Origin of the sequence: Flavobacterium urocaniciphilum, from assembly GCF_900110615.1 — a bacterium.
GTDB classification, from domain to species: domain Bacteria; phylum Bacteroidota; class Bacteroidia; order Flavobacteriales; family Flavobacteriaceae; genus Flavobacterium; species Flavobacterium urocaniciphilum.
The window spans coordinates 804,495-824,213 of record NZ_FOEI01000001.1 but is presented as its reverse complement, the minus strand read 5'-3'; the positions used below and the strand labels follow the sequence as shown (position 1 = coordinate 824,213).

Below are 19,719 nucleotides of genomic sequence, written 5' to 3'. Positions count from 1 at the left end.
GCTAAAACCATCTTCTAGTGAATAAAGATGTCAAAGTTTTCGGACTTAAAGTTATAACGAATCTAATTTTTTCTCCATAATTTTTATCATTCAATTCAAAACCATTTGAAGAATAAACTGGGAAAAATAATTCAAAGTAATCTTGTACTAAGTTTAAATGTATGCCACTGTCGTAGATGTATTTAGCGTTAAAACCTCTATTTTTAAATGTTCCGGCATCTCCATAAATTTCAATCCAATTCCAAATGTTAAAACTTACATTTGTAGTAAAGATGTATTGATTGGCATAACGTGTATCAAACATCGATTTAAAACCACCTTCTGCATTTACGAATTGGCGACTAAATAATCCCGTACTTTCACTACGTCCAATTAAGTTGTAATCAAATAAATAATCGGATGGTCTGTCGATTCCGAAACTGAAAAAATCTTTTCTATCGTCATTATAAACAAAGAAACCACCAAAAGCTCTTAAGTTGATGTATCGATTACTTTCAAATAATTTTCTATATTGAATTTGCCCTGAAAGTTTGCTAAAAGAATTGGAAACTTGTAAATCAGTTCCGTAAGAAAATTGTTTAATTAATTCGGTATTTGCAAAAGCGTAACGAGCATTGAATACAGAATAATTTTCACTATTTTCAACAAAAACAACATTCGATTTTTCACGATTTACATAAACTTGTCTAATTAAAAAACCTTCTCCTTCATTTTTTCGAAGATTCGGATTTCTAAATCGGAAATTAATACTTGGAGTTATTTTAGTGTAAAAAGCGTCTGGTGCATAATGTAAATGCGTTCCTCCAAAGGTGTATTTTGTGTTGTATTGATTATTAAAACGATTTTGTTTGTTGTAAGAGATATTCCCGTGACCAGCAATGGTACTCGTTTTAGTTGAGTAATTCGGAGTGAAATCAAAATTAAAAGGTTTGTCAATTATTGAGCGATTGTTAATTTTCATCCCCAATAAAACGCCATCATAAAGATTAAATTCTGCAGTAGGGACAAAGAATACTTGATTGTATTTTGGATTTTCAATGTCTTTAAAAAACGTAAATTTTATAGGTTTGTTTCCAAATAATTTATTATTCAATTTATAGAAATTGTTTCCAATAAAGTATTCGGGAATTTCAGTGTTATAATTTATAGCAAGTTTGTTTATGCTGTCGTTTTTAATAGTTACTTTAAATGTTTTGGAATTGTTTTCAACCCAATTTTTTGAAACAATTTCTTTGTTGTTAAAAGCATAAAGTGAAACTGGGACTTTTGCATCGCCAATATTTTTTATAGTAACTTCAATAGAATCATTGATTTTTTTAGCATGAGTTATTTTGTAATCAATTTTATTTCTTGAGTAAATTAATTCATTAAAAAACCAATCTAAATTTTGATTTGAATTGTTTTCTAAAATAGATTTAAAATCTTTATTATCAGTGTTTTTGTCTTTATTTAATTCAATATATTGTTTAATTGATTTTTCCAAATATTCATTGCCTAAAAATTCATTTAGATAGTTTAAGGATAGTCCGGATTTGAATTTTCCAGCAATTTTTTCATTGAATTTTATTTGAGTGTTTTTTGGACCTCCAACAGGTTGATCTAAATTTTTTCTAGCCATTAATAAATAATTATACATGAATTGCTCGGTAAAATTCATGTTGATTATTTTGTAGCCTTTTAAAATTTTTAAGCGAGATAATTTTCCAAAAGCTTTAGTGTCTGGATAATTTTCATCAATGTATTTTTTAATGTAATAATGCTGAATTCCTTCAATAATCCAATGATCATTTCTGAAATTTATTTTCAAATTAGCGGCTAAATAATTATTCAAATATGTTTTTAGAAATTTTAATTCGAAAACAAAATCGTCATTAAAAGGCGAAATAAAAGAAGGTAATTCGTTTAAACCATAAAATGCTTCTCGGTCGTAATCTTCTTGAGAAACCATAATTTTTTCTTGGTTTGATTTCCCTAATTTTTCAGCAACATAATCCGTTATTTTATCTATAATTAATACCTTTTGATATTCATTAACATCTTTTGTTTTAATGTTGCAAATAGCGTTGATGTGTTTGTTTTTGAACTCTTCATAACTCGCTTTTTTTTCTAAAGCAATAAAGAAATTGTTTCTTCCATTACCTTTAATTCTTGAAAAGTTTTCATTTGAAACTTCAACATCTAAATCGGTTGTAAGAATTAAATTATCATGCTGAATGTCAATATTATAATTTGAAATTTCAGAAGTTAAATCATCGCTATTTTCTTCACTTTGAGATCCTGAATAAAATGAAGCAAGGGTTAAAAAACAATTTTTTAATAAAGTTTTACTTTCTGAATACCCGTATTTAGTGAATTTTGAATCAGGTAATATTATTTGGTATTTGATTTTTAAAATTGTGCTTTCATTAATGTTAAGTGGTTGCGAAAGCTTTATTTTTAATATGTCAACTTGATTTCCATTTCTGTAATATTCTAAATTGTTTGCATTTTCATTAACAATAGAAAATATTTCAGTTTCCCCTCTTTCATTTTTTTTAGACAAATGAAACGAACGGTTGTATTCATCTGAAAATTTTTTGGCTAGTGCAGATTTTTTACTCGAAAAAGCATTATTCCAATCATTGAAAGTGATTTCTTTTAATGTAGTATTGGAAGTATTGGTAATTTTAACTTCTTGAAACACTTCAATTCGTTTACCATTTTCATGAATTTTGGCGTTTATTTTAATTTCATTTTGCGCAAATGAAACTATTGTAAACATGAAAAATAAAAATATTTTAAGTTTTGTCATCTTTTTCTTAATAGCCTTCAATATTACTAAAAATAAATGAAAATTTAGTAATTAATTAAGACTAAGTTGAGTACATTTGTTTTTCACCCCAAATGAAATTAAGATGAAAATAAAATTACTTTTTACGATATTTTTAGTGTTTTCTTCATTAAGTTACTCCCAAGTTGTAATTAATGAAATAGATGCAGATAATCCAGGTGCAAATGATTTTCAATTTATTGAACTAAAAACTCCATTGCCAAATTCTTCTTTAGATGGTTATGTTTTAGTTTTTTTTAATGGAACTACTGGAACCGGTACAGCAAGTTATTTATCAATTGATTTAGATGGGAAAACAACTGATATTAATGGTAATTTCTTAGCAGGGAATGTTAGTGTAACACCTTCACCTTCTTTATTAATCAATAATGCAGCAATACAAATTGGTCCAGATGTGGTAGCTTTATATTCTGGAAATGCCACTGATTTTCCAGTCGGAACACTTGCTACAGCTACAAATTTGATTGATGCTGTTGCTTATTCAAATGCAACAACAACAAGTCCTTCCTCATTAATGGGAATTTTAGGTATAAGTACATGTTATGTTGATGTTCAACCCATGGGGTCAATTAGTAAATCTATCCAAAGATTATCAAATGGAACTTACGCAGTTAATCCACCAACTCCAAAAGCTAATAATGATGGTTCTGGTACTCCAATAAATTATATTACTACATCATTTAACTCGTCTAGTTATACTGAAGGTCAAAATGCAATAATTACATTTACAACTTCTTCACCAGTAACTTCAAATACAACTTTTACAATTGCATTAGAAAATGGAAATTTTAATAGTTCTGATTTTACTTTTGATACCAATAATCAAGTAACAATAAATTCGGGCTCAAATACTGCTACAAAAACCATTACATTAATTGATGATGTTTTAGAAGAAGGAGATGAAGAATTTATTTTAGTTGTTTCGGGATTGCCAACTGATGTTGAATTAAATAATAATTCCATTGTAAGACGAGTTGCGGATACTGATTTTCAAGTGGCAAATTTTGGAACGCCTTTAGCTCCAACATACGGACAAGTTTCTAGTACTGCGCCAGCTGGTTATTATGCTTCTTTGGAAGGATTGTCGGGTGCGGCTTTGAAACAAGCTTTACAAGATATTATTGCGAATCCTTCAGTAGTTCATTTGCATAGTTATGCTGATATTTGGGATATTATTCGCGTTGCAGATACTAATCCTTTGAATAGTGGACAAATTTGGGATATGTATTTAGAAGTTCCTATGTCGAAAATAGATCAACAACAAGGGAGTAGTATTGTTGGAAAATGGAATAGAGAACATATATTTTGTCAATCTAGAGGTGGTTTTGTAGTTGCCGATGGAGATTATGCAGAAGGAATAAATGTTTGGAATACTACAAGTGCTGCTTCAACAGTGGATGGAGTTTCTGATGCACATCATATTAGAGCTGAAAACGGACAAGAAAATTCATCTCGAAATAATAAAAATTACGGACCTGTAAATTCTTCTACAGTTTATGCAGGGCCAGTAGGTACTCAGGGTTCTTGGCATGGAGATGTAGCAAGATCGTTATTTTATATGGCAGTTCGTTTTAACGGATTAAATGTGGTTAATGGTGATCCTAGTGAAACTACAGGTGCAAATCCTTCAGGAAATATTGGCGATTTAGCGACTTTATTATCTTGGAATGTTTCTGATAAAAGGGATGATTACGAAATGAACAGAAACAATTATGTGTATACATGGCAAAATAACAGAAACCCATTTATTGATTACCCATTATTAGCGGATTATATTTTTGGTGCTAATTACGGTCAACCTTGGTTTGCGGCTTTAGCTTCGGAGTCATTTGATGCGGCTGAAATTAAAGTATTTCCTAATCCAGCTTCTGAACATATTTTTGTTTCTGGTTTAACAGGGACTTCAAATGTTCAAATTTTCTCTATTTCAGGTGCTAAAGTATTAGAAACTACTATAAATACTGATCAAATGCTTCCAATTAATTTTGAATCAGGAATGTATTTTGTAAAAGTTTCTAATGAAGAAAAACAAATTGTAAAAAAAATAATCGTGAAATAACATAAAATTGTTTCATTATCAATATTTTTGTAGAAAATACAACTCAATTATAATTATATTTTAAAAATGAAAGTAACAATAGTAGGAGCAGGTAACGTAGGAGCTACTTGTGCAGACGTAATTTCGTACAGAGGAATTGCAAGTGAAGTAGTATTATTAGACATTAAAGAAGGATTTGCTGAAGGTAAAGCAATGGACATTATGCAATGTGCTACAACAACAGGATTTAACACAAAAGTTTCTGGAGTAACAAATGATTATTCTAAAACAGCTAATTCAGATGTAGTAGTAATTACTTCTGGAATTCCAAGAAAACCAGGTATGACTCGTGAAGAGTTAATCGGAATTAACGCTGGAATTGTAAAATCGGTTGCAGAAAACATCTTAAAATTCTCTCCAAATACAATTATTGTAGTAGTTTCTAATCCAATGGACACTATGACATATTTAACTTTAAAAGCAACAGGTTTACCTAAAAATAGAATTATTGGAATGGGTGGAGCTTTAGATAGTTCTCGTTTCAAATATTATTTATCAAAAGCTTTAAACAATCATTCTAATGATGTTCAAGGAATGGTTATTGGTGGTCACGGTGATACAACTATGATTCCATTAACGCGTTTAGCTTCATACAACGGATTACCAGTTTCTCAATTCTTATCTCAAGAAGAAATGGATAAAGTAGCTGCAGATACTATGGTTGGTGGTGCAACTTTAACAGGTTTATTAGGAACTTCAGCTTGGTATGCGCCAGGAGCTTCTGTAGCGTATTTAGTTGATTCTATCTTAAACGATCAAAAAAGAATGATTCCTTGTTCAGTAATGTTAGAAGGTGAGTACGGACAAACTGATATTTGTATGGGAGTTCCATGTATTATTGGTAAAAACGGTTTAGAAGAAATTGTTGACATCAAATTAAACGATGCAGAAAAAGCGTTATTTGCAAAATCTGCTGATGCAGTTAGAGCAATGAACGGTGATTTAAAAGCAGTTTTAGCTTAATTCTTTTCAACTAAAGATATGAAGCCTACTAGTTTTAGTAGGCTTTTTTATTTCTGATTAGTACATAGTTTTGATGAATTGTCATTGCGAGGTACGAAGCAATCTTATTTTAAATTAAACGGATTCAAATTATTTCTTTGTGCTTCTCTGTGAAAATTTTGCGAATCTCTGTGTAATTTTCTATATTTATCTAATGAAGCAAAAAATTCAAATATCGATACCAAAACCTTGTCAGGAAGGTTGGCAAAATATGACACCTGTAGAAAAAGGGCGTTTTTGTATGTCTTGCCAGAAAACGGTTTTAGATTTTACTCATTTATCGGATAATGAAATTGCTAACATTATCAATAAAAAAGAAAATTTATGCGGTCGATTTACTGCTAATCAATTAGATAGAAATTTAATCGAAACGAAAAGAACTTCTAATTATTTTGGTTATTTCGCAACATCTGTTTTAGCATTTTTAGGATTTGGAACAAGTAATGTGGTTGCTCAAGTAAAACCAATACAAGAACAAACTGACTATAAATATCAATACAAACCTACCGATACAATTAAGGAGATAACTGTTAGTGGTATAGTTAAGGATATAGATGGTAGACCTTTACAAGGAACTTCCGTAATTATTAAGGGGACGAATAAAGGTGTTCAATCTGATGAATTGGGTAAGTATAATATCAAAGCTAGTATAGGAGATACATTAACTTTTAGTTATTTAGAATTTGAGACAATTGAATTTCAAATTATAAAAGACAATTACACTTTTGATGTTATAATGATGCCATCAAGTAATGAAATACATACAATAGGTATTTATATAATTAAAAAACGCACTTTTTTCGGAAGAACATTTCAGAAAATAGGAAATTGGTTTAGGTAATTAAAACATAAATTTTCCTAAAGTAATACAACCAGTTAGTAATATTAAGACTAAAACGGTAGATTTAAATTGTTCTTCAGAAAGTTTTTCTAGAATTTTTTTCCCAATAAACGTTCCAATAATACTTACAACCAATAAAATCGGAATAAGGTACAAATCATCTTTATGTACGAATCCGTTATAAGAGTACACTACACTTCTGCTTAAATCAATCGCTAAATCAATTACTGCAGAAGTGGCAATAAATACAGTTGTTTTTAAATTAAAAGCAGCCATTGTTATTCCTCTAATTGCACCACCAGTACCTAATAGTCCAGCGACAAATCCAGATAACATTCCGCCAACAATAGAATTTGATTGTGTTGGCTTTACTTTTATGGATTTGAAAATTAATAGAACTAAACTTAATGAAATTAAAAATATGGCTAATAAAATTTCTAATGTTTTCGATGGAAAATATTTACTCAATAAAGCACCAATTATTACAAATATTACGGATGCTAACCCCATATTTATGATTAGTTTTTTATCAAAACCTTCTCGAAAAAAATAAATTTTAGAAATATTACTCGATAAATGATATAAAGCTGTAACTCCTAAAACCGAATGAAAATCGAGAAAATAACCAGCTATTGGAACAAATAACATAGAAGAGCCAAAGCCTCCGACCGTTCCGATTATTTCAGCTAATAGAGCCAAAAGTATAAAATAAAGTAAGTAATCCAATTAATAATAATTTTTATTAAAGATACACTATTTACTTTTTAAACTTCTTTTTTGTTTGTAAAATGTTTTTGTAGAAATATATAAGGTTTTGTCTAATTCGGTAAAAATAGTTCCGTTTTTATCAGTTATGTGTAGAATTTTGGTGAAATCAATTTCGTTTTCTTCTTGTACTTTTGTTATGATTTCTTCAATTTCAAGATTGGTAAATTCAAATGTGGCAAAAGCATTTTCATAAGCAGGTCGTTTGAATTTTATGTCTGTTTTTTTATCCCAAACTACATATTCCTTTCCTAAAATTTGCATTAGTTGAATCATATAAATTGGATCTGTTGCAGAAAATAAACTTCCGCCAAAAATGGATCCTACATAATTTTTGTTTTTATACGATAACGGAATTTTAATTTTTACGATGTGTAAATCTTCAGAAACAAAAATAATTTTCCCACAACTTCTTTTGTACATTGGAGAGATATTAAACATTACTCTGAAAAGTGTTGCTTTTTTAAAATATCTATTTAATAATGTAAATAGTTTGTCGTACATCTTAAATCAATTTCTTCACGATTTCTGCAACAGGTAAAATCGCATGAGTGTCTTCTATACTAGGTCCGGCAACCCAAACGGTTTTATAGGTTACTTCTGTAGCCGCTTTTTCAGTTGCTTTCATACCAATATAAAAACGAATCATTTTAACCCATTTTTTAAGTTTTTTGTTTTTGTTTAGAATTTGTTCTAACCAACTAGTTTTAGTTCCAACTTTTTGAACATAAGGCGTATTAATAACTGTACATGGTGTTCCAGAAATACGTTCGGTCATTACAATATCTTTTTCACCATAATCAACACAAGCTTGTTTGTATTCTTGAGAAACTCCAGATTCATTTGAAGCAATAAACGGACTACCAACTGAAACACCAATAGCACCATAGGAAAGCATTTTGTCTACATCCGATTTTTTACCTACGCCACCAGCTGAAATTACGGGTAGAGTAGTGCCTTCATTTAATTGTTTGGTCAATTCTTCTGGACTTAATTCTCCTCTATGTCCACCAGCCAAGTTGTTTACAGCTATTAAAGCATCAGCGCCTAAACTTTCAACTTTTTTTGCAAAATTTAAATCAGTTACATCGCAAAACACTTTAATGCCCACTATATGAGCTTCATTAATTGTTTCTTCTGGAGAACCTAATGAAGTAATGATGAAATCTACTTTTTCTTCACATAAAATTCGTAATTGCTCTTTGTATTTTACATTTGATTTGTTCACGATTAAATTGAAACCAAAACTTCCACCATCCACTTTTGCATTTTTCAATTCTTTTATAGCATTTCGTAATTCCTCTAATGTTCTATAATTTAGCGCAGGAATACATCCAGCAATACCGTTCTTCATGCCTTCAATAACCATTTTGGTATTAGACACTAAAAACATTGGAGCCATGATTATGGGATGCTTTATATTTAAAATTTCTGTAAGATGTTGCTTTTGCATATTCTAAATGTTTTTTCAAATATAATAAAAAATATTATGCATGCATACAAAAAAAGAGTTCCATTTTGTGGAACTCTTTAATTTTTTTTTAAGTAAAAAAATTATTTTTTAGGATCGTAACGTCTAGTAGAAGCGTTAAATTTATATTTATTAGTTTGCGTTTTAGTAGATAATAACACTTCGTAATCTTTAGTTAATGTGAATTCAAATCCTTCACGACGTGTTTTTTCAACAGTTTCAGTAGCTTCAGATTTTCCTAATTTTTTAATTTCTTTAATCTGAGAAACCGTTTGAATATTTCCAAGAATTTTCACTTTCGTTGCAGATAGATCCCAAATTTCGTTAGAAGTAATTAAGGCATTTTCTTTTTTTACTTTAGTTTCAGTGATAATATTTTCGGTATAACTGAAGTGATAAAGTTTTACACCAGAAACTGTAAATGATTTTATTTTAAAGTTTGTGGGTTGTTGAGCTTTATCTTTTGTAGTTAGTTCTTTTAATATTATATTTTCTTTTTTTCCGTCTGTGTCAATTATTATAGCAAGTTTTTGTTTGCCACCTTCAGTAATAATTTCAGCTTTTAAATTTTCAAAAGTCGCTAAAACATTTGAGCTAGCAGTAGTTTTAGCTTTTGGCTTTTGTGCGAAACCTATAGTAGTAGATACTAATAAGAATGCAAGGATTAAATTTTTCATGAAATGTTTTTTTTATGGTTTTTGGTGTTCCCAATGTACAAATTATTTTCAATAAAAAAACCGTGCTAAAAAAATTAACACGGTTTTGAAAATATTTGGTAAAATTTACTAGTTAAATTCGTACTTCGTAAATCTTACAACATAAATTATTTCACTTCTTCGAATTCAACATCTTGAGTTGTATCTCCAGAATCTTGAGCTGTTGGTTCTGCAGGAGCACCTTCAGCACCACCTTGAGCGTTATACATTTCTTGAGATGCGTTTGTCCAAGCAGTATTGATTTTCTCTAAAGCTGGAGTAATCGCTGCAACATCTTTTGCTTCAAAAGCAGCTTTTAATTCTGTTAAAGCATCATTAATTGCTGTTTTGTTAGCATCAGATAATTTATCACCAAATTCTGTTAATTGTTTTTCTGTTTGGAAAATCATAGAATCAGCTTCGTTGATTTTATCTGCAGTTTCTTTCGCTTTTTTATCAGCTTCAGCATTTAATTCTGCATCTTTTTTCATTCTTTCGATTTCTTCTGGAGTTAAACCTGAAGAAGCTTCGATACGGATATCGTGAGATTTTCCTGTTCCTTTATCAGTAGCAGAAACTTTAATAATTCCGTTAGCATCGATATCAAAAGTAACTTCAATTTGAGGAATACCTCTAGCTGCTGGTGGAATACCATCTAAATGGAAACGACCAATAGTTTTGTTATCTGCAGCCATAGTTCTTTCTCCTTGTAATACGTGGATTTCAACACTTGGTTGGTTATCAGCAGCTGTAGAGAAAACTTGTGATTTTTTAGTTGGGATTGTTGTGTTAGCCTCAATTAATTTAGTCATAACATTACCCATAGTTTCAATACCTAATGATAAAGGCGTAACGTCTAATAATAATACGTCTTTTACATCTCCAGTTAAAACTCCACCTTGAATAGCAGCACCAATAGCAACTACTTCATCAGGATTTACACCTTTAGATGGTTTTTTGTTGAAGAATTTTTCTACTTGTTCTTGAATTACTGGGATACGAGTAGAACCACCAACTAAAATAACTTCATCAATATCAGAAACTGATAAACCAGCATCTTTTAAAGCTTTAGCAACTGGCTCCATAGAACGTTTTACTAAAGAATCTGCTAATTGCTCGAATTTAGCACGCGTTAACGTTTGAACTAAGTGTTTAGGTCCTGAAGCGTTAGCTGTGATGTATGGTAAATTAATTTCAGTTTGCGTTGAAGCAGATAATTCAATTTTAGCTTTTTCAGCAGCTTCTTTTAATCTTTGTAAAGCTGTTGCGTCTTGTCTTAAATCGATTCCTTCAGCAGCATTAAATTCATTTGCTAACCAATCGATAATTACTTGGTCGAAATCATCTCCACCTAAGTGAGTATCTCCATTAGTAGATAATACTTCGAAAACTCCGTCTCCTAATTCTAAGATAGAAATATCAAATGTACCACCACCTAAGTCGAATACTGCGATTTTTTGATCGTGACCTTGTTTGTCTAATCCATAAGCTAATGCCGCAGCAGTTGGCTCATTGATAATTCTCATTACTTTTAAACCAGCAATTTCTCCAGCTTCTTTAGTAGCTTGACGTTGTGCATCGTTAAAGTATGCAGGAACAGTAATAACTGCTTCTGAAACTGAATGACCTAAATAGTCTTCAGCTGTTTTTTTCATTTTTTGTAAAGTCATCGCTGATAACTCTTGTGGCGTATATAAACGTCCATCAATATCTACACGTGGTGTGTCGTTATCACCTTTAACTACTTTATAAGCAACTGTTGAAGCTTCTTTAGCGCTTTCAGTATATTTGTTACCCATAAATCTCTTAATAGAAGCGATAGTTTTAGTTGGGTTTGTTACTGCTTGTCTTTTTGCAGCATCACCAATTTTAATCTCGCCACCTTCTACAAATGCAATTACAGATGGTGTTGTTCTTTTTCCTTCTGCATTCGCAATTACAACTGGTTCTCCACCTTCCATTACAGAAACACAAGAATTGGTTGTACCTAAATCGATTCCAATAATCTTACTCATTTTATTATGTATTTAATTTTTATTCGGTTTTTTAAACTCGAAAATGTAAAAGTCAAGTATTGTGCCAATATAAAATACCAGTAGAAATTGTCAGTTATTCTTTTTGTTATTTATTATTTCTGACAAACTGTCATTTTTTTTAATCTTTAAAGCGTTGATTTACTGTCAGAAACTGACTTTTTATTAAAGATGACAATCGTAAAAAATGCCAAAGTGTAGATTAATAAATCTTCAAAAGAGAAAGTGTTACCTGCAACAACTCTTAAAATCTTATTTTTTTCTAATTTGAAATAAGATAAAACTTGAAAATACTGAACGATTTCAACAAAGAAAGCGAATAATAAAACCGCTAGTGCAATTTTGTTTTTATCTGCTTTAATTAAACTCAAACAAAAGAAATGCACTAAGAATATTACTAAGTAGTCGCCAAAGTAGGGCCTGATAAAATTATCCTTAATAAATAGAGCAATACAAACTTCTACTATAAAAATTGAAATGAAAACAAGAAAGTATTTTAAATTAAATTGAAACATTAAGAATACGTTTTAAACAATATTTTTTTATTGAAAACAATTATTGAAATTCCAATTAAACTATAGGCAATCAATTGCGAAAATTGTATGTCTTCTTTAAAATAGAATAAAGCTAAAACGAAATTAATTAATGGATTAGTATACATTAATATTCCAACTGCTGATGAATTCATTCCTTTTAAAGCAAATAAGTTTAAAAATAAAGGAATAATGGTAAATAAAACCACTATTAATCCCATCATCATATAGAATAAACTTTCAGTTGGTATGGCTGAACCATATGTAGGATAGAAAGGTAGTAGAACCAAACTTGCAATTGCTAACTGAATGGTTAAAATTAAAAATTTATCAAACTCGTTATTTCGTCTTTGACTAATCAAATACATGGCAAAACTAGTTGCAATTACAAAACTGTAAATCAATTCTGTAGCATGACCATAAGATAAAATGGCACAACTTACTACGCAAATAGCTACTGCAATCCATTGCCAAGTGTCTAGTTTTTCTTTTAATATGATATAAGCTAAAACAGTTGTAATGATCGGACAAATTAAATAGGCTAGGGAAGCCGATTGTAAACTTACATGATTTACAGCATACATAAATAAAAACCAATTGAAGACTAATAAAAAGCCTCCAGAAATGGTGAGCAATAGTGTGTTTCGTTTCTTTTTATTGGAAAACGATTGGAATAATTTCAAGCTACTTTTTAATAATTCACTTCTAAAAAATAAATTAATTATCAATAATAAAGTAGTAGAGAAAAACACACGATAAAATAAAATATCTAAAGAAGGATAATTATGTAAAGGTTTTATAGCTAAACTAAAAAATCCCCAAATAATAAAAGCAATTAAAGCCGCTGCATAATATTTATTAAACTTCATTTCAATATTTTTTGCAAAGATATAGATAAATGTGCCAATACATCGATGTGTCAATGTGCCAAAATTCTGTTAATAAATCACATCAAACAAAAATAGACTATCTTTGCCATACAAAATACAAATATGACATTTCAAGATTTAAATTTACATAGAAATATACTTCAGGTTTTAGCAGAAGAAAATTATACAGAACCAACACCTATTCAACAACAAGCTATTCCAATTATTTTAGAAGAAGATGATTTAGTAGGTTGTGCACAAACAGGAACTGGAAAAACAGCTGCATTTGCCATTCCAATTTTAAATTATTTACATCCAATTGTAGGTTCTAAAAATAAGAGAAAAGTAATTAGAACTTTAGTTTTAGCACCAACACGTGAATTAGCACATCAAATTTTAGATAGTTTTGATACGTATGGAAAATACATGAATACCAAAGCAATGGTAATTTATGGTGGTGTAAATCAAGTGCCTCAAGTTCAACTGTTAAAAGAAGGTGTGGATATCTTAATTGCAACTCCTGGTCGTTTTTTAGATTTACACAAGCAAAGATTTTTAGACATGAATCATTTACATCATTTGGTAATTGATGAAGCCGATCAAATGTTAGATATGGGTTTTATTAATGATGTAAAGAAAATTATAAAATTACTTCCAGAAAACAGACAAACATTATTGTTTTCAGCAACTATGCCTGTTGCAATTAGAGAATTAGCGGATCAATTTTTGAAAAAACCAAAATTTGTTTCGGTTACTCCAGTTTCAAGTACAGCAGAAAAAGTGAACCAAAAAGTATATATGGTTCAAAAAGAAGACAAGAGAAAGCTATTAATCCATTTACTTCAAGAAGAAAAAATTGAAAATGTATTGGTTTTTGTTCGTACGAAACATAGTGCTGATAATGTAGTTAAAGCCTTGAAAAAGCATGAAATTTCAGCTGAAGCCATTCACGGAGATAAATCACAATCGGCTCGATTAAGAGTTTTAGATGGATTTAAAAATAAAGAAATTTCAGTTTTAGTAGCAACTGATATTGCTGCTCGTGGAATTGATATCGATTTATTACCTTATGTTATCAATTTTGATATTCCGAATATTCCGGAAACGTATGTGCATCGTATTGGAAGAACGGGAAGAGCAGGGAATAGCGGTTTAGCCATTTCTTTTTGTGGTAAAGATGAATTGACATATTGGAAAGATATTGAAAAGCTTACACGTCAACAAATTAAGGTTGTGAAAGATAATCCGTTTCCATTTAGAGAATATACAGAAGAAGAAAAAACAGCTAAACAAAACGATAGAAGAAATCCTAAAAAAGAAGCTAGTAAACATACTAATAAACCAAAAGCAAAAACAAATAAATCTGATAATAATTCTAATTCTAGAAAATCAGAAGGCGCAAAGAAGAATAAGAAGCGTTGGTATTAATTAGTTGTAAGGCAAAAGGTAAGTTAAAAGAGCCAAGTAAAAAGTAACAAGTTAAAAGGATGAAGGAATGAGTTCAGAGTTGAATTTGTTCCTTTTTTTGTAACAAAATTTTATAAAATTACTTCAAAAAATATCTTTCTAAATTCTGAATTCTAAATTCTAAATTCTACCTTTGCTATATAAACAATTACTATTATGGAATGTATTTCGGTTTTTGATATGTTAAAAATAGGAGTAGGACCATCAAGTTCTCATACTCTTGGACCTTGGCGTGCTGCTGAAAAATTTTTAGCTGAAGTAAGAGCAAAAAACATGATGGACAATATCAATCGTGTAAAGGTTGATTTGTATGGTTCTTTATCATTAACAGGAAAAGGTCACGCTACAGATTTAGCAGTAATGTTAGGTTTAAGTGGTGCTGATCCAGAATATATTCCAGTTGAAAGTATTGATGTTATTATTTCTGCTATCAAGAATAAAAATGAAATTTTCTTAGGTAACGAAATTATCATTCCTTTTCACGTTGAAACCGATATTGTTTTCAATCGAAATTTTTTACCTTTTCATGCTAATGGTTTAACATTTACTGCGTTTACGGATTCTGAAGAATATACGTCGACTTTCTATTCTATTGGTGGTGGATTTGTAGTAAAAGAAAATGAAGATAATCAGAAAAGTGAAAGTAAAAATGCTTTTCCTTTTCCAATTGATAAAGCCACTGAATTATTAGAATACTGTCAGAAAGAAAATAAAAAGATTTCTGAAATCGTTTTTGAAAATGAAAAATCAATGCGTTCTGAAGAAGAAATTCACAATGAATTACTTCGTATTTGGGATACCATGTTAGAATGTATGTATATTGGTTGTCATACGGAAGGTACTTTACCTGGTGGATTGAATGTAAGACGTCGTGCGTATGACATGCATAAAAACTTAATTGGTGTTTTACCTTATGAAGATCCGCATTCTTGGTTGCAAATTATTCGTCAGACTGAAGTTAAATTCCGACAAATATTAAAATGGGTTTCTTGTTTTGCTTTATCAGTTAATGAAGTTAATGCTTCTTTAGGTCGAGTTGTTACAGCGCCTACGAATGGTAGTGCGGGAGTAATTCCAGCTGTTTTAATGTATTATATGGTTATTGAAAACCATGATGCGAACGAAGAACATATTAAGCAATTTTTAATGGTTGCTGGTGAAATTGGTAGTATCTTCAAAAAAGGTGCAACTATTTCTGCTGCAATGGGTGGATGTCAGGCAGAAATTGGTGTTTCTAGTGCCATGGCAGCTGGAGCTTTGTGTGAAATGATGGGTGGAACTCCAGAACAAGTATTAATGGCTGCTGAAATTGCCATGGAACATCATTTAGGATTAACTTGTGATCCGATTGGTGGGTTGGTTCAAATCCCGTGTATCGAAAGAAATACAATGGGTGCTATTAAAGCAATAAATGCTGCTGAATTAGCTTTAGAAACAGATGCTAAAAACGCTAAAGTTCCTTTAGATAAAGTAGTTGCTACCATGTGGGAAACCGCTAAAGATATGAACTCTAAATATAAAGAAACTTCAGAAGGTGGTTTAGCTATTGGTGTTGGATTAGCAGATTGTTAATTTACTTTTTGTTTTTCAATTGCTTAACTTCTAATTGTAATTTCTTGATTTCTTTTGCTAAATCCTGATTTTCTTCAATGCTTTGATGAATTGTTATTTGGGTACATTTAATGTTATTTTTCATAAAATATGATTTTATGTTTTGCTCTATTTGTGAATCAAAAATAGGAGAGGAAACATCTAATTCAACAGTTTGTAATTCCGAATTGATATCATAATTTATGATGTGATATTTATTTTCAATTTCATTCGTAATCACTTGTTCTACTTTTGCTTGAAACATATTTTGAATGGCAAGATTGTACGCGAAATAAATAGCAGGAGTTAATGCAGCTATAGCAATCCCAATAAACCATCCATTTACATTTTTAATGTTTTGATCAGAATGTTTTTTAAATTTCAAATATTTTGTCATCAATAAAGTTCCAAATCCAATAAATATTGAATTGATGCTATAGGTGTACAATCCGCCTAAAAAATATTCTAAATTTAAATTAGCTAATCCAAAGCCAGCTGTGCATAATGGTGGAATACAAGATGTGGCTACTGCAACGGCAATAATTACTTGAGTTCCACTTTCTCTAGAAATGGCTAACATTGCAGCTAATCCACCAATAAATGCTAATAAAACATCAAAAAAAGTGGGTTTAGAAAAACTTATTAATTCTGCAGTTTCAATAGAATAAGGATTAATTAAATAATACAACGTCGAGAAAAATATACTTACCAAAATAATTCTGAAAGCATTTTTCAAGCTTAATTTAAATAATTCTGTATTTGATGTTCCAAGCGAAAATCCGATTCCAAAAACAGGTCCCATTACAGGAGAAAGTATCATGGCTCCAATTACCGCACTTTTAGAATTGATGTTTAATCCAATGCAAGCAATAAATATAGCAAAGGCTAATAACCAAAGGTTTTTACCTTTGAAATCAACACCTTCTTTAATTTCTAAATAGGTTTTATGTTCGTCTTCTTGAGTTGATTTTAAGTCGAATAAATATCGAATGAATCTTTTAATTAAGGAAATTTTTTGAATCATTATTGTAAAATTAAAATTCAAAACTCAAAGTTGTAGTTATAGAGAAATTATCTTTCTTTTTTCCATCATCAAAAATGTTATTTGTTACATGATACCATTTTCCTTCTGTTCTTAATTTGCATTTTGAATTTGGTAAAAAGTCGAAATTGATAGAATTGCCAATAGTTTCGAAAGGTAATAAACTAGAAATAATTGCATTTTTATCATCTTGATAATATTCAATTCTATGAGCCATTTGCCATTTAGAATTGATCGAATATTGTGTTATCATAACAGGGCTATACCAAGTTGTACTTTCATTATTTAAAGTGGAAAGATCTTGATATCCATAATCAAATCCAAAAATAGAATGCCATTTCGAATTCCAAGTTGAATCCCAATATAAATTACTGAAATAACGCATGTTAAAATCACCAGCGTAAGTTTCTTTTCCTAAAAACGTACTCCAATTGATAGTGTTTTTACTGTTTGGCTTATATACTAATTGTGTTCCAAAAGACGGAATAATATCACTTTTAGGTTTTTCAATGTGTTGCCAACCATTTGTAATTAAACCTGCAAAACTCCATTTGTCATTAAATTGATGATTTATTTTTGCGCCAGTCATATAGTAAGGTGAATTTTCTGCTAATAAGGATCTAGTAGCAGTTAAATTAGAATGAGTAGTTGCTGATTCAAATCCAATATAACTTGGCATAATTCCAACTTCAAGAGTAGTTTTTTTACTTTGATTTAAATATACTCCTAAATAGGCTTCGTTTAAATATTTGATATTTTCAGCCGCATAATTATCTTCAACATAGGTTCCAGAATGTACAGAAATTTTAGCATATACATTTTCATAACTTATTGTTGCTCTTAATAATGCGATGTTTATATTAAAGCTATTATTTCGGTTGTAATTGTATAAAAAAGATTGTTTGTACTTTGTTTCAGGTTGGTCAAAATCATATGAATAATAAGTGTCAATATAACCTGATACTTCAATTTTTATTTTTGAAATACTGTCTTGAGCATTAACAAAAATTATTTTTAAAAGAAATATAAATATAACAACTTTTCGCATGTATTATTTTTTGCCAAATGTAACGTAATATTTAAAAATAAAAAAAGGCAAAAATCTATTGATTTTTACCTTTTATAAATTATAAGAAGAATTAACTATAGTCTAAAATTTACAGCTAAAATTATTCTGTTTTCGAATTTTTTTAAGTCGGCTTTCCAATTTGGGTCTAAAGTGTCATTTGAAAATCCTGTTTGAGATGTAGTTCCACCAGAACCTGTAAAATATGGAACATTTGCATTTCTATAAGCATATTCTAACCTAAATGTTACAATGTCGTTTGGCATAAAATCAAAAGTTGTGCTGAATTGACACATTTTTAAATCCTTTCCATTAGCAATTGCGATTTCGTAATCGTTTGGAATTGCGCCTGATTGAGCAGGAGTGAAAGCAAGATATCCACCTGGATTAGTTACATAATCTATTCTACTTGTCCAGCCAATTTTATTTTGATTGAACCAAAGACGATTAACTAATGAAGATCCCATCATAAAATTTTCTTTTGATTTTAATCCATCTCCCTGTTGAAATCCGTAATGATTATTCAAACTAAATGCTGCTTGTGATAATCCGTGTTTTTTTGTTTCATTTTTAAAATAACGGTAAACAATGCTGTTATCATGGTGAAAACGCATAATATTAGATAATTCAGGAGAACCACTTTTGCTATCTTTTCCATAATAAAAATTTGCTACTAACTGAATGTTTTCAGTAGGTCTATAGTAATTTGAATTACCAATTCCTGGATTTTTATTCCAGCTGTTATAGGATTGCCATCCGTTTAATAACCAAACTTCAGTTTTATAGTTTTTTGTTGGTAAATATTGAACTCTTGCCCCTTGAAAATAAAATGGAGTAAAATCACAAACCATGCTTCTTTGATAACTCCAGTTTTCTTGTGTTAAATAACTTTCTAAGCCTATATAACTCATAAAGATACCCATTTCAACATTTAATCCGTAATTTACATTGAAATGATAACCTGCAGCAGCTTCTCTAATAAATTTCAAATTACCGGTACTTGTATTTCTTCCTCTATAAATTGATCCATCAGTTTCTTGAATAATATTCAACATACTACCTGTTTGCAGCCATAAACGTCCAATAGTATTTTTATAATTTGATTCGATACCAATACTCGCTAATGCTAAACTAAATTCATTACTTCTTGCTGTAACTGCAGAAATGGTTTGAGTATTGTCTTTTGGATGTGAAAAATTATAATTAAAATGCCCATCTAAATATACAACCCCAGTTAATATTGTTTCTCCTTTACTGTCTTTTAATTGTAAGTGAAAATCTTTTTGTCTGTTTTGACCATTTACCCAATTTAAATTGTAATTTTCAAAAGGAATTTTATTGATTATTGTATCGTTTTGCGCCCATACAAATTGAGTTATTAGCGTTATAAAAATTAATTTTTTAATCATGTTTTTAG

At 29.9% G+C, this 19,719-nt stretch carries 16 protein-coding genes; 5 read left to right on the top strand and 11 right to left on the bottom strand.

What is annotated here, in order from left to right:
- Position 1: 1 nt before the first annotated feature.
- Positions 2-2,761, bottom strand: a complete 2,760-nt coding sequence (locus tag BMY86_RS03925; protein WP_143065584.1) for a M1 family aminopeptidase — start codon at positions 2,759-2,761, stop codon at positions 2-4.
- A 133-nt stretch (positions 2,762-2,894) separates the two neighbouring features.
- On the opposite strand from BMY86_RS03925, the gene BMY86_RS03920 reads away from it, so the two are divergent.
- The 3 genes from BMY86_RS03920 (at position 2,895) to BMY86_RS03910 (ending at position 6,771) form a co-directional block, all read left to right on the top strand.
- A complete protein-coding gene (locus BMY86_RS03920; RefSeq protein ID WP_091465410.1) occupies positions 2,895-4,889 on the top strand; it encodes an endonuclease in 1,995 nt (664 codons plus the stop codon).
- Between the two features lie 66 nt (positions 4,890-4,955).
- Positions 4,956-5,891 (top strand): malate dehydrogenase, encoded by a 936-nt coding sequence (gene mdh, locus BMY86_RS03915; protein WP_091465408.1) that lies wholly within the window; start codon positions 4,956-4,958, stop codon positions 5,889-5,891.
- Positions 5,892-6,084: 193 nt separating this feature from the next.
- Positions 6,085-6,771: a carboxypeptidase-like regulatory domain-containing protein gene (locus BMY86_RS03910; RefSeq protein WP_091465406.1), complete on the top strand. Its 687-nt coding sequence runs from the start codon at positions 6,085-6,087 to the stop codon at positions 6,769-6,771.
- On the opposite strand, the gene BMY86_RS03905 is transcribed toward BMY86_RS03910, so the two are convergent.
- The 7 genes from BMY86_RS03905 to BMY86_RS03875 all read right to left on the bottom strand — a co-directional run bounded on the left by BMY86_RS03905 (position 6,772) and on the right by BMY86_RS03875 (position 13,137).
- The gene (locus BMY86_RS03905; RefSeq protein ID WP_091465404.1) at positions 6,772-7,497 is read right to left on the bottom strand and encodes a sulfite exporter TauE/SafE family protein; all 726 of its coding nucleotides are present in this window, start codon (positions 7,495-7,497) and stop codon (positions 6,772-6,774) included.
- A gap of 27 nt (positions 7,498-7,524) precedes the next feature.
- Positions 7,525-8,040, bottom strand: coding sequence for a DUF4442 domain-containing protein (locus tag BMY86_RS03900; RefSeq protein WP_091465402.1), 516 nt, complete (start codon positions 8,038-8,040; stop codon positions 7,525-7,527).
- A gap of 1 nt (position 8,041) precedes the next feature.
- On the bottom strand, positions 8,042-8,989 hold the full coding sequence (locus tag BMY86_RS03895; RefSeq protein WP_091465400.1) for an NAD(P)H-dependent flavin oxidoreductase: 948 nt from the start codon (positions 8,987-8,989) through the stop codon (positions 8,042-8,044).
- Positions 8,990-9,090: 101 nt separating this feature from the next.
- On the bottom strand, positions 9,091-9,684 hold the full coding sequence (locus BMY86_RS03890; RefSeq protein WP_091465398.1) for a hypothetical protein: 594 nt from the start codon (positions 9,682-9,684) through the stop codon (positions 9,091-9,093).
- 146 nt (positions 9,685-9,830) lie between these two features.
- A complete protein-coding gene (gene dnaK, locus BMY86_RS03885) occupies positions 9,831-11,717 on the bottom strand; it encodes a molecular chaperone DnaK (protein WP_091465396.1) in 1,887 nt (628 codons plus the stop codon).
- Positions 11,718-11,863: 146 nt separating this feature from the next.
- Positions 11,864-12,250 (bottom strand): ribosomal maturation YjgA family protein, encoded by a 387-nt coding sequence (locus BMY86_RS03880; protein ID WP_091465392.1) that lies wholly within the window; start codon positions 12,248-12,250, stop codon positions 11,864-11,866.
- Entirely contained in the window at positions 12,250-13,137 is an 888-nt protein-coding gene (locus BMY86_RS03875; RefSeq protein ID WP_091465389.1) for an EamA family transporter, read from the bottom strand. The genes BMY86_RS03880 and BMY86_RS03875 overlap by 1 nt, the downstream gene beginning before the upstream one ends.
- 123 nt (positions 13,138-13,260) lie before the next feature.
- On the opposite strand from BMY86_RS03875, the gene BMY86_RS03870 reads away from it, so the two are divergent.
- Both BMY86_RS03870 and BMY86_RS03865 read left to right on the top strand, forming a co-directional pair.
- Positions 13,261-14,565, top strand: a complete 1,305-nt coding sequence (locus tag BMY86_RS03870) for a DEAD/DEAH box helicase (RefSeq protein ID WP_091465386.1) — start codon at positions 13,261-13,263, stop codon at positions 14,563-14,565.
- Positions 14,566-14,760: 195 nt separating this feature from the next.
- Positions 14,761-16,176: an L-serine ammonia-lyase gene (locus BMY86_RS03865; protein ID WP_394332554.1), complete on the top strand. Its 1,416-nt coding sequence runs from the start codon at positions 14,761-14,763 to the stop codon at positions 16,174-16,176.
- 1 nt (position 16,177) lies between these two features.
- Here BMY86_RS03865 and BMY86_RS03860 read toward each other — a convergent pair whose 3' ends face one another.
- The 3 genes from BMY86_RS03860 to BMY86_RS03850 form a co-directional block, all read right to left on the bottom strand.
- Positions 16,178-17,218 carry a DUF389 domain-containing protein gene (locus BMY86_RS03860; protein WP_091465381.1) on the bottom strand — a complete coding sequence of 347 codons (1,041 nt, stop codon included), beginning with the start codon at positions 17,216-17,218 and terminating at the stop codon, positions 16,178-16,180.
- Between the two features lie 10 nt (positions 17,219-17,228).
- The gene (locus BMY86_RS03855; RefSeq protein ID WP_091465378.1) at positions 17,229-18,284 is read right to left on the bottom strand and encodes a porin; all 1,056 of its coding nucleotides are present in this window, start codon (positions 18,282-18,284) and stop codon (positions 17,229-17,231) included.
- Positions 18,285-18,379: 95 nt separating this feature from the next.
- On the bottom strand, positions 18,380-19,711 hold the full coding sequence (locus BMY86_RS03850; RefSeq protein ID WP_091465375.1) for an outer membrane beta-barrel protein: 1,332 nt from the start codon (positions 19,709-19,711) through the stop codon (positions 18,380-18,382).
- Positions 19,712-19,719: the final 8 nt, after the last annotated feature.

Excerpts from the sequence above, each read along its gene's own strand:
- BMY86_RS03925 (WP_143065584.1), bottom strand. The coding sequence starts at position 2,761 with ATGTTTACAATAGTTTCATTTGCGCAAAATGAAATTAAAATAAACGCC.
- BMY86_RS03920 (WP_091465410.1), top strand. The coding sequence starts at position 2,895 with ATGAAAATAAAATTACTTTTTACGATATTTTTAGTGTTTTCTTCATTA.
- mdh (WP_091465408.1), top strand. The coding sequence starts at position 4,956 with ATGAAAGTAACAATAGTAGGAGCAGGTAACGTAGGAGCTACTTGTGCA.
- BMY86_RS03910 (WP_091465406.1), top strand. The coding sequence starts at position 6,085 with ATGAAGCAAAAAATTCAAATATCGATACCAAAACCTTGTCAGGAAGGT.
- BMY86_RS03900 (WP_091465402.1), bottom strand. The coding sequence starts at position 8,040 with ATGTACGACAAACTATTTACATTATTAAATAGATATTTTAAAAAAGCA.
- BMY86_RS03895 (WP_091465400.1), bottom strand. The coding sequence starts at position 8,989 with ATGCAAAAGCAACATCTTACAGAAATTTTAAATATAAAGCATCCCATA.
- BMY86_RS03890 (WP_091465398.1), bottom strand. The coding sequence starts at position 9,684 with ATGAAAAATTTAATCCTTGCATTCTTATTAGTATCTACTACTATAGGT.
- dnaK (WP_091465396.1), bottom strand. The coding sequence starts at position 11,717 with ATGAGTAAGATTATTGGAATCGATTTAGGTACAACCAATTCTTGTGTT.
- BMY86_RS03880 (WP_091465392.1), bottom strand. The coding sequence starts at position 12,250 with ATGTTTCAATTTAATTTAAAATACTTTCTTGTTTTCATTTCAATTTTT.
- BMY86_RS03875 (WP_091465389.1), bottom strand. The coding sequence starts at position 13,137 with ATGAAGTTTAATAAATATTATGCAGCGGCTTTAATTGCTTTTATTATT.
- BMY86_RS03870 (WP_091465386.1), top strand. The coding sequence starts at position 13,261 with ATGACATTTCAAGATTTAAATTTACATAGAAATATACTTCAGGTTTTA.
- BMY86_RS03865 (WP_394332554.1), top strand. The coding sequence starts at position 14,761 with ATGGAATGTATTTCGGTTTTTGATATGTTAAAAATAGGAGTAGGACCA.
- BMY86_RS03860 (WP_091465381.1), bottom strand. The coding sequence starts at position 17,218 with ATGATTCAAAAAATTTCCTTAATTAAAAGATTCATTCGATATTTATTC.
- BMY86_RS03855 (WP_091465378.1), bottom strand. The coding sequence starts at position 18,284 with ATGCGAAAAGTTGTTATATTTATATTTCTTTTAAAAATAATTTTTGTT.
- BMY86_RS03850 (WP_091465375.1), bottom strand. The coding sequence starts at position 19,711 with ATGATTAAAAAATTAATTTTTATAACGCTAATAACTCAATTTGTATGG.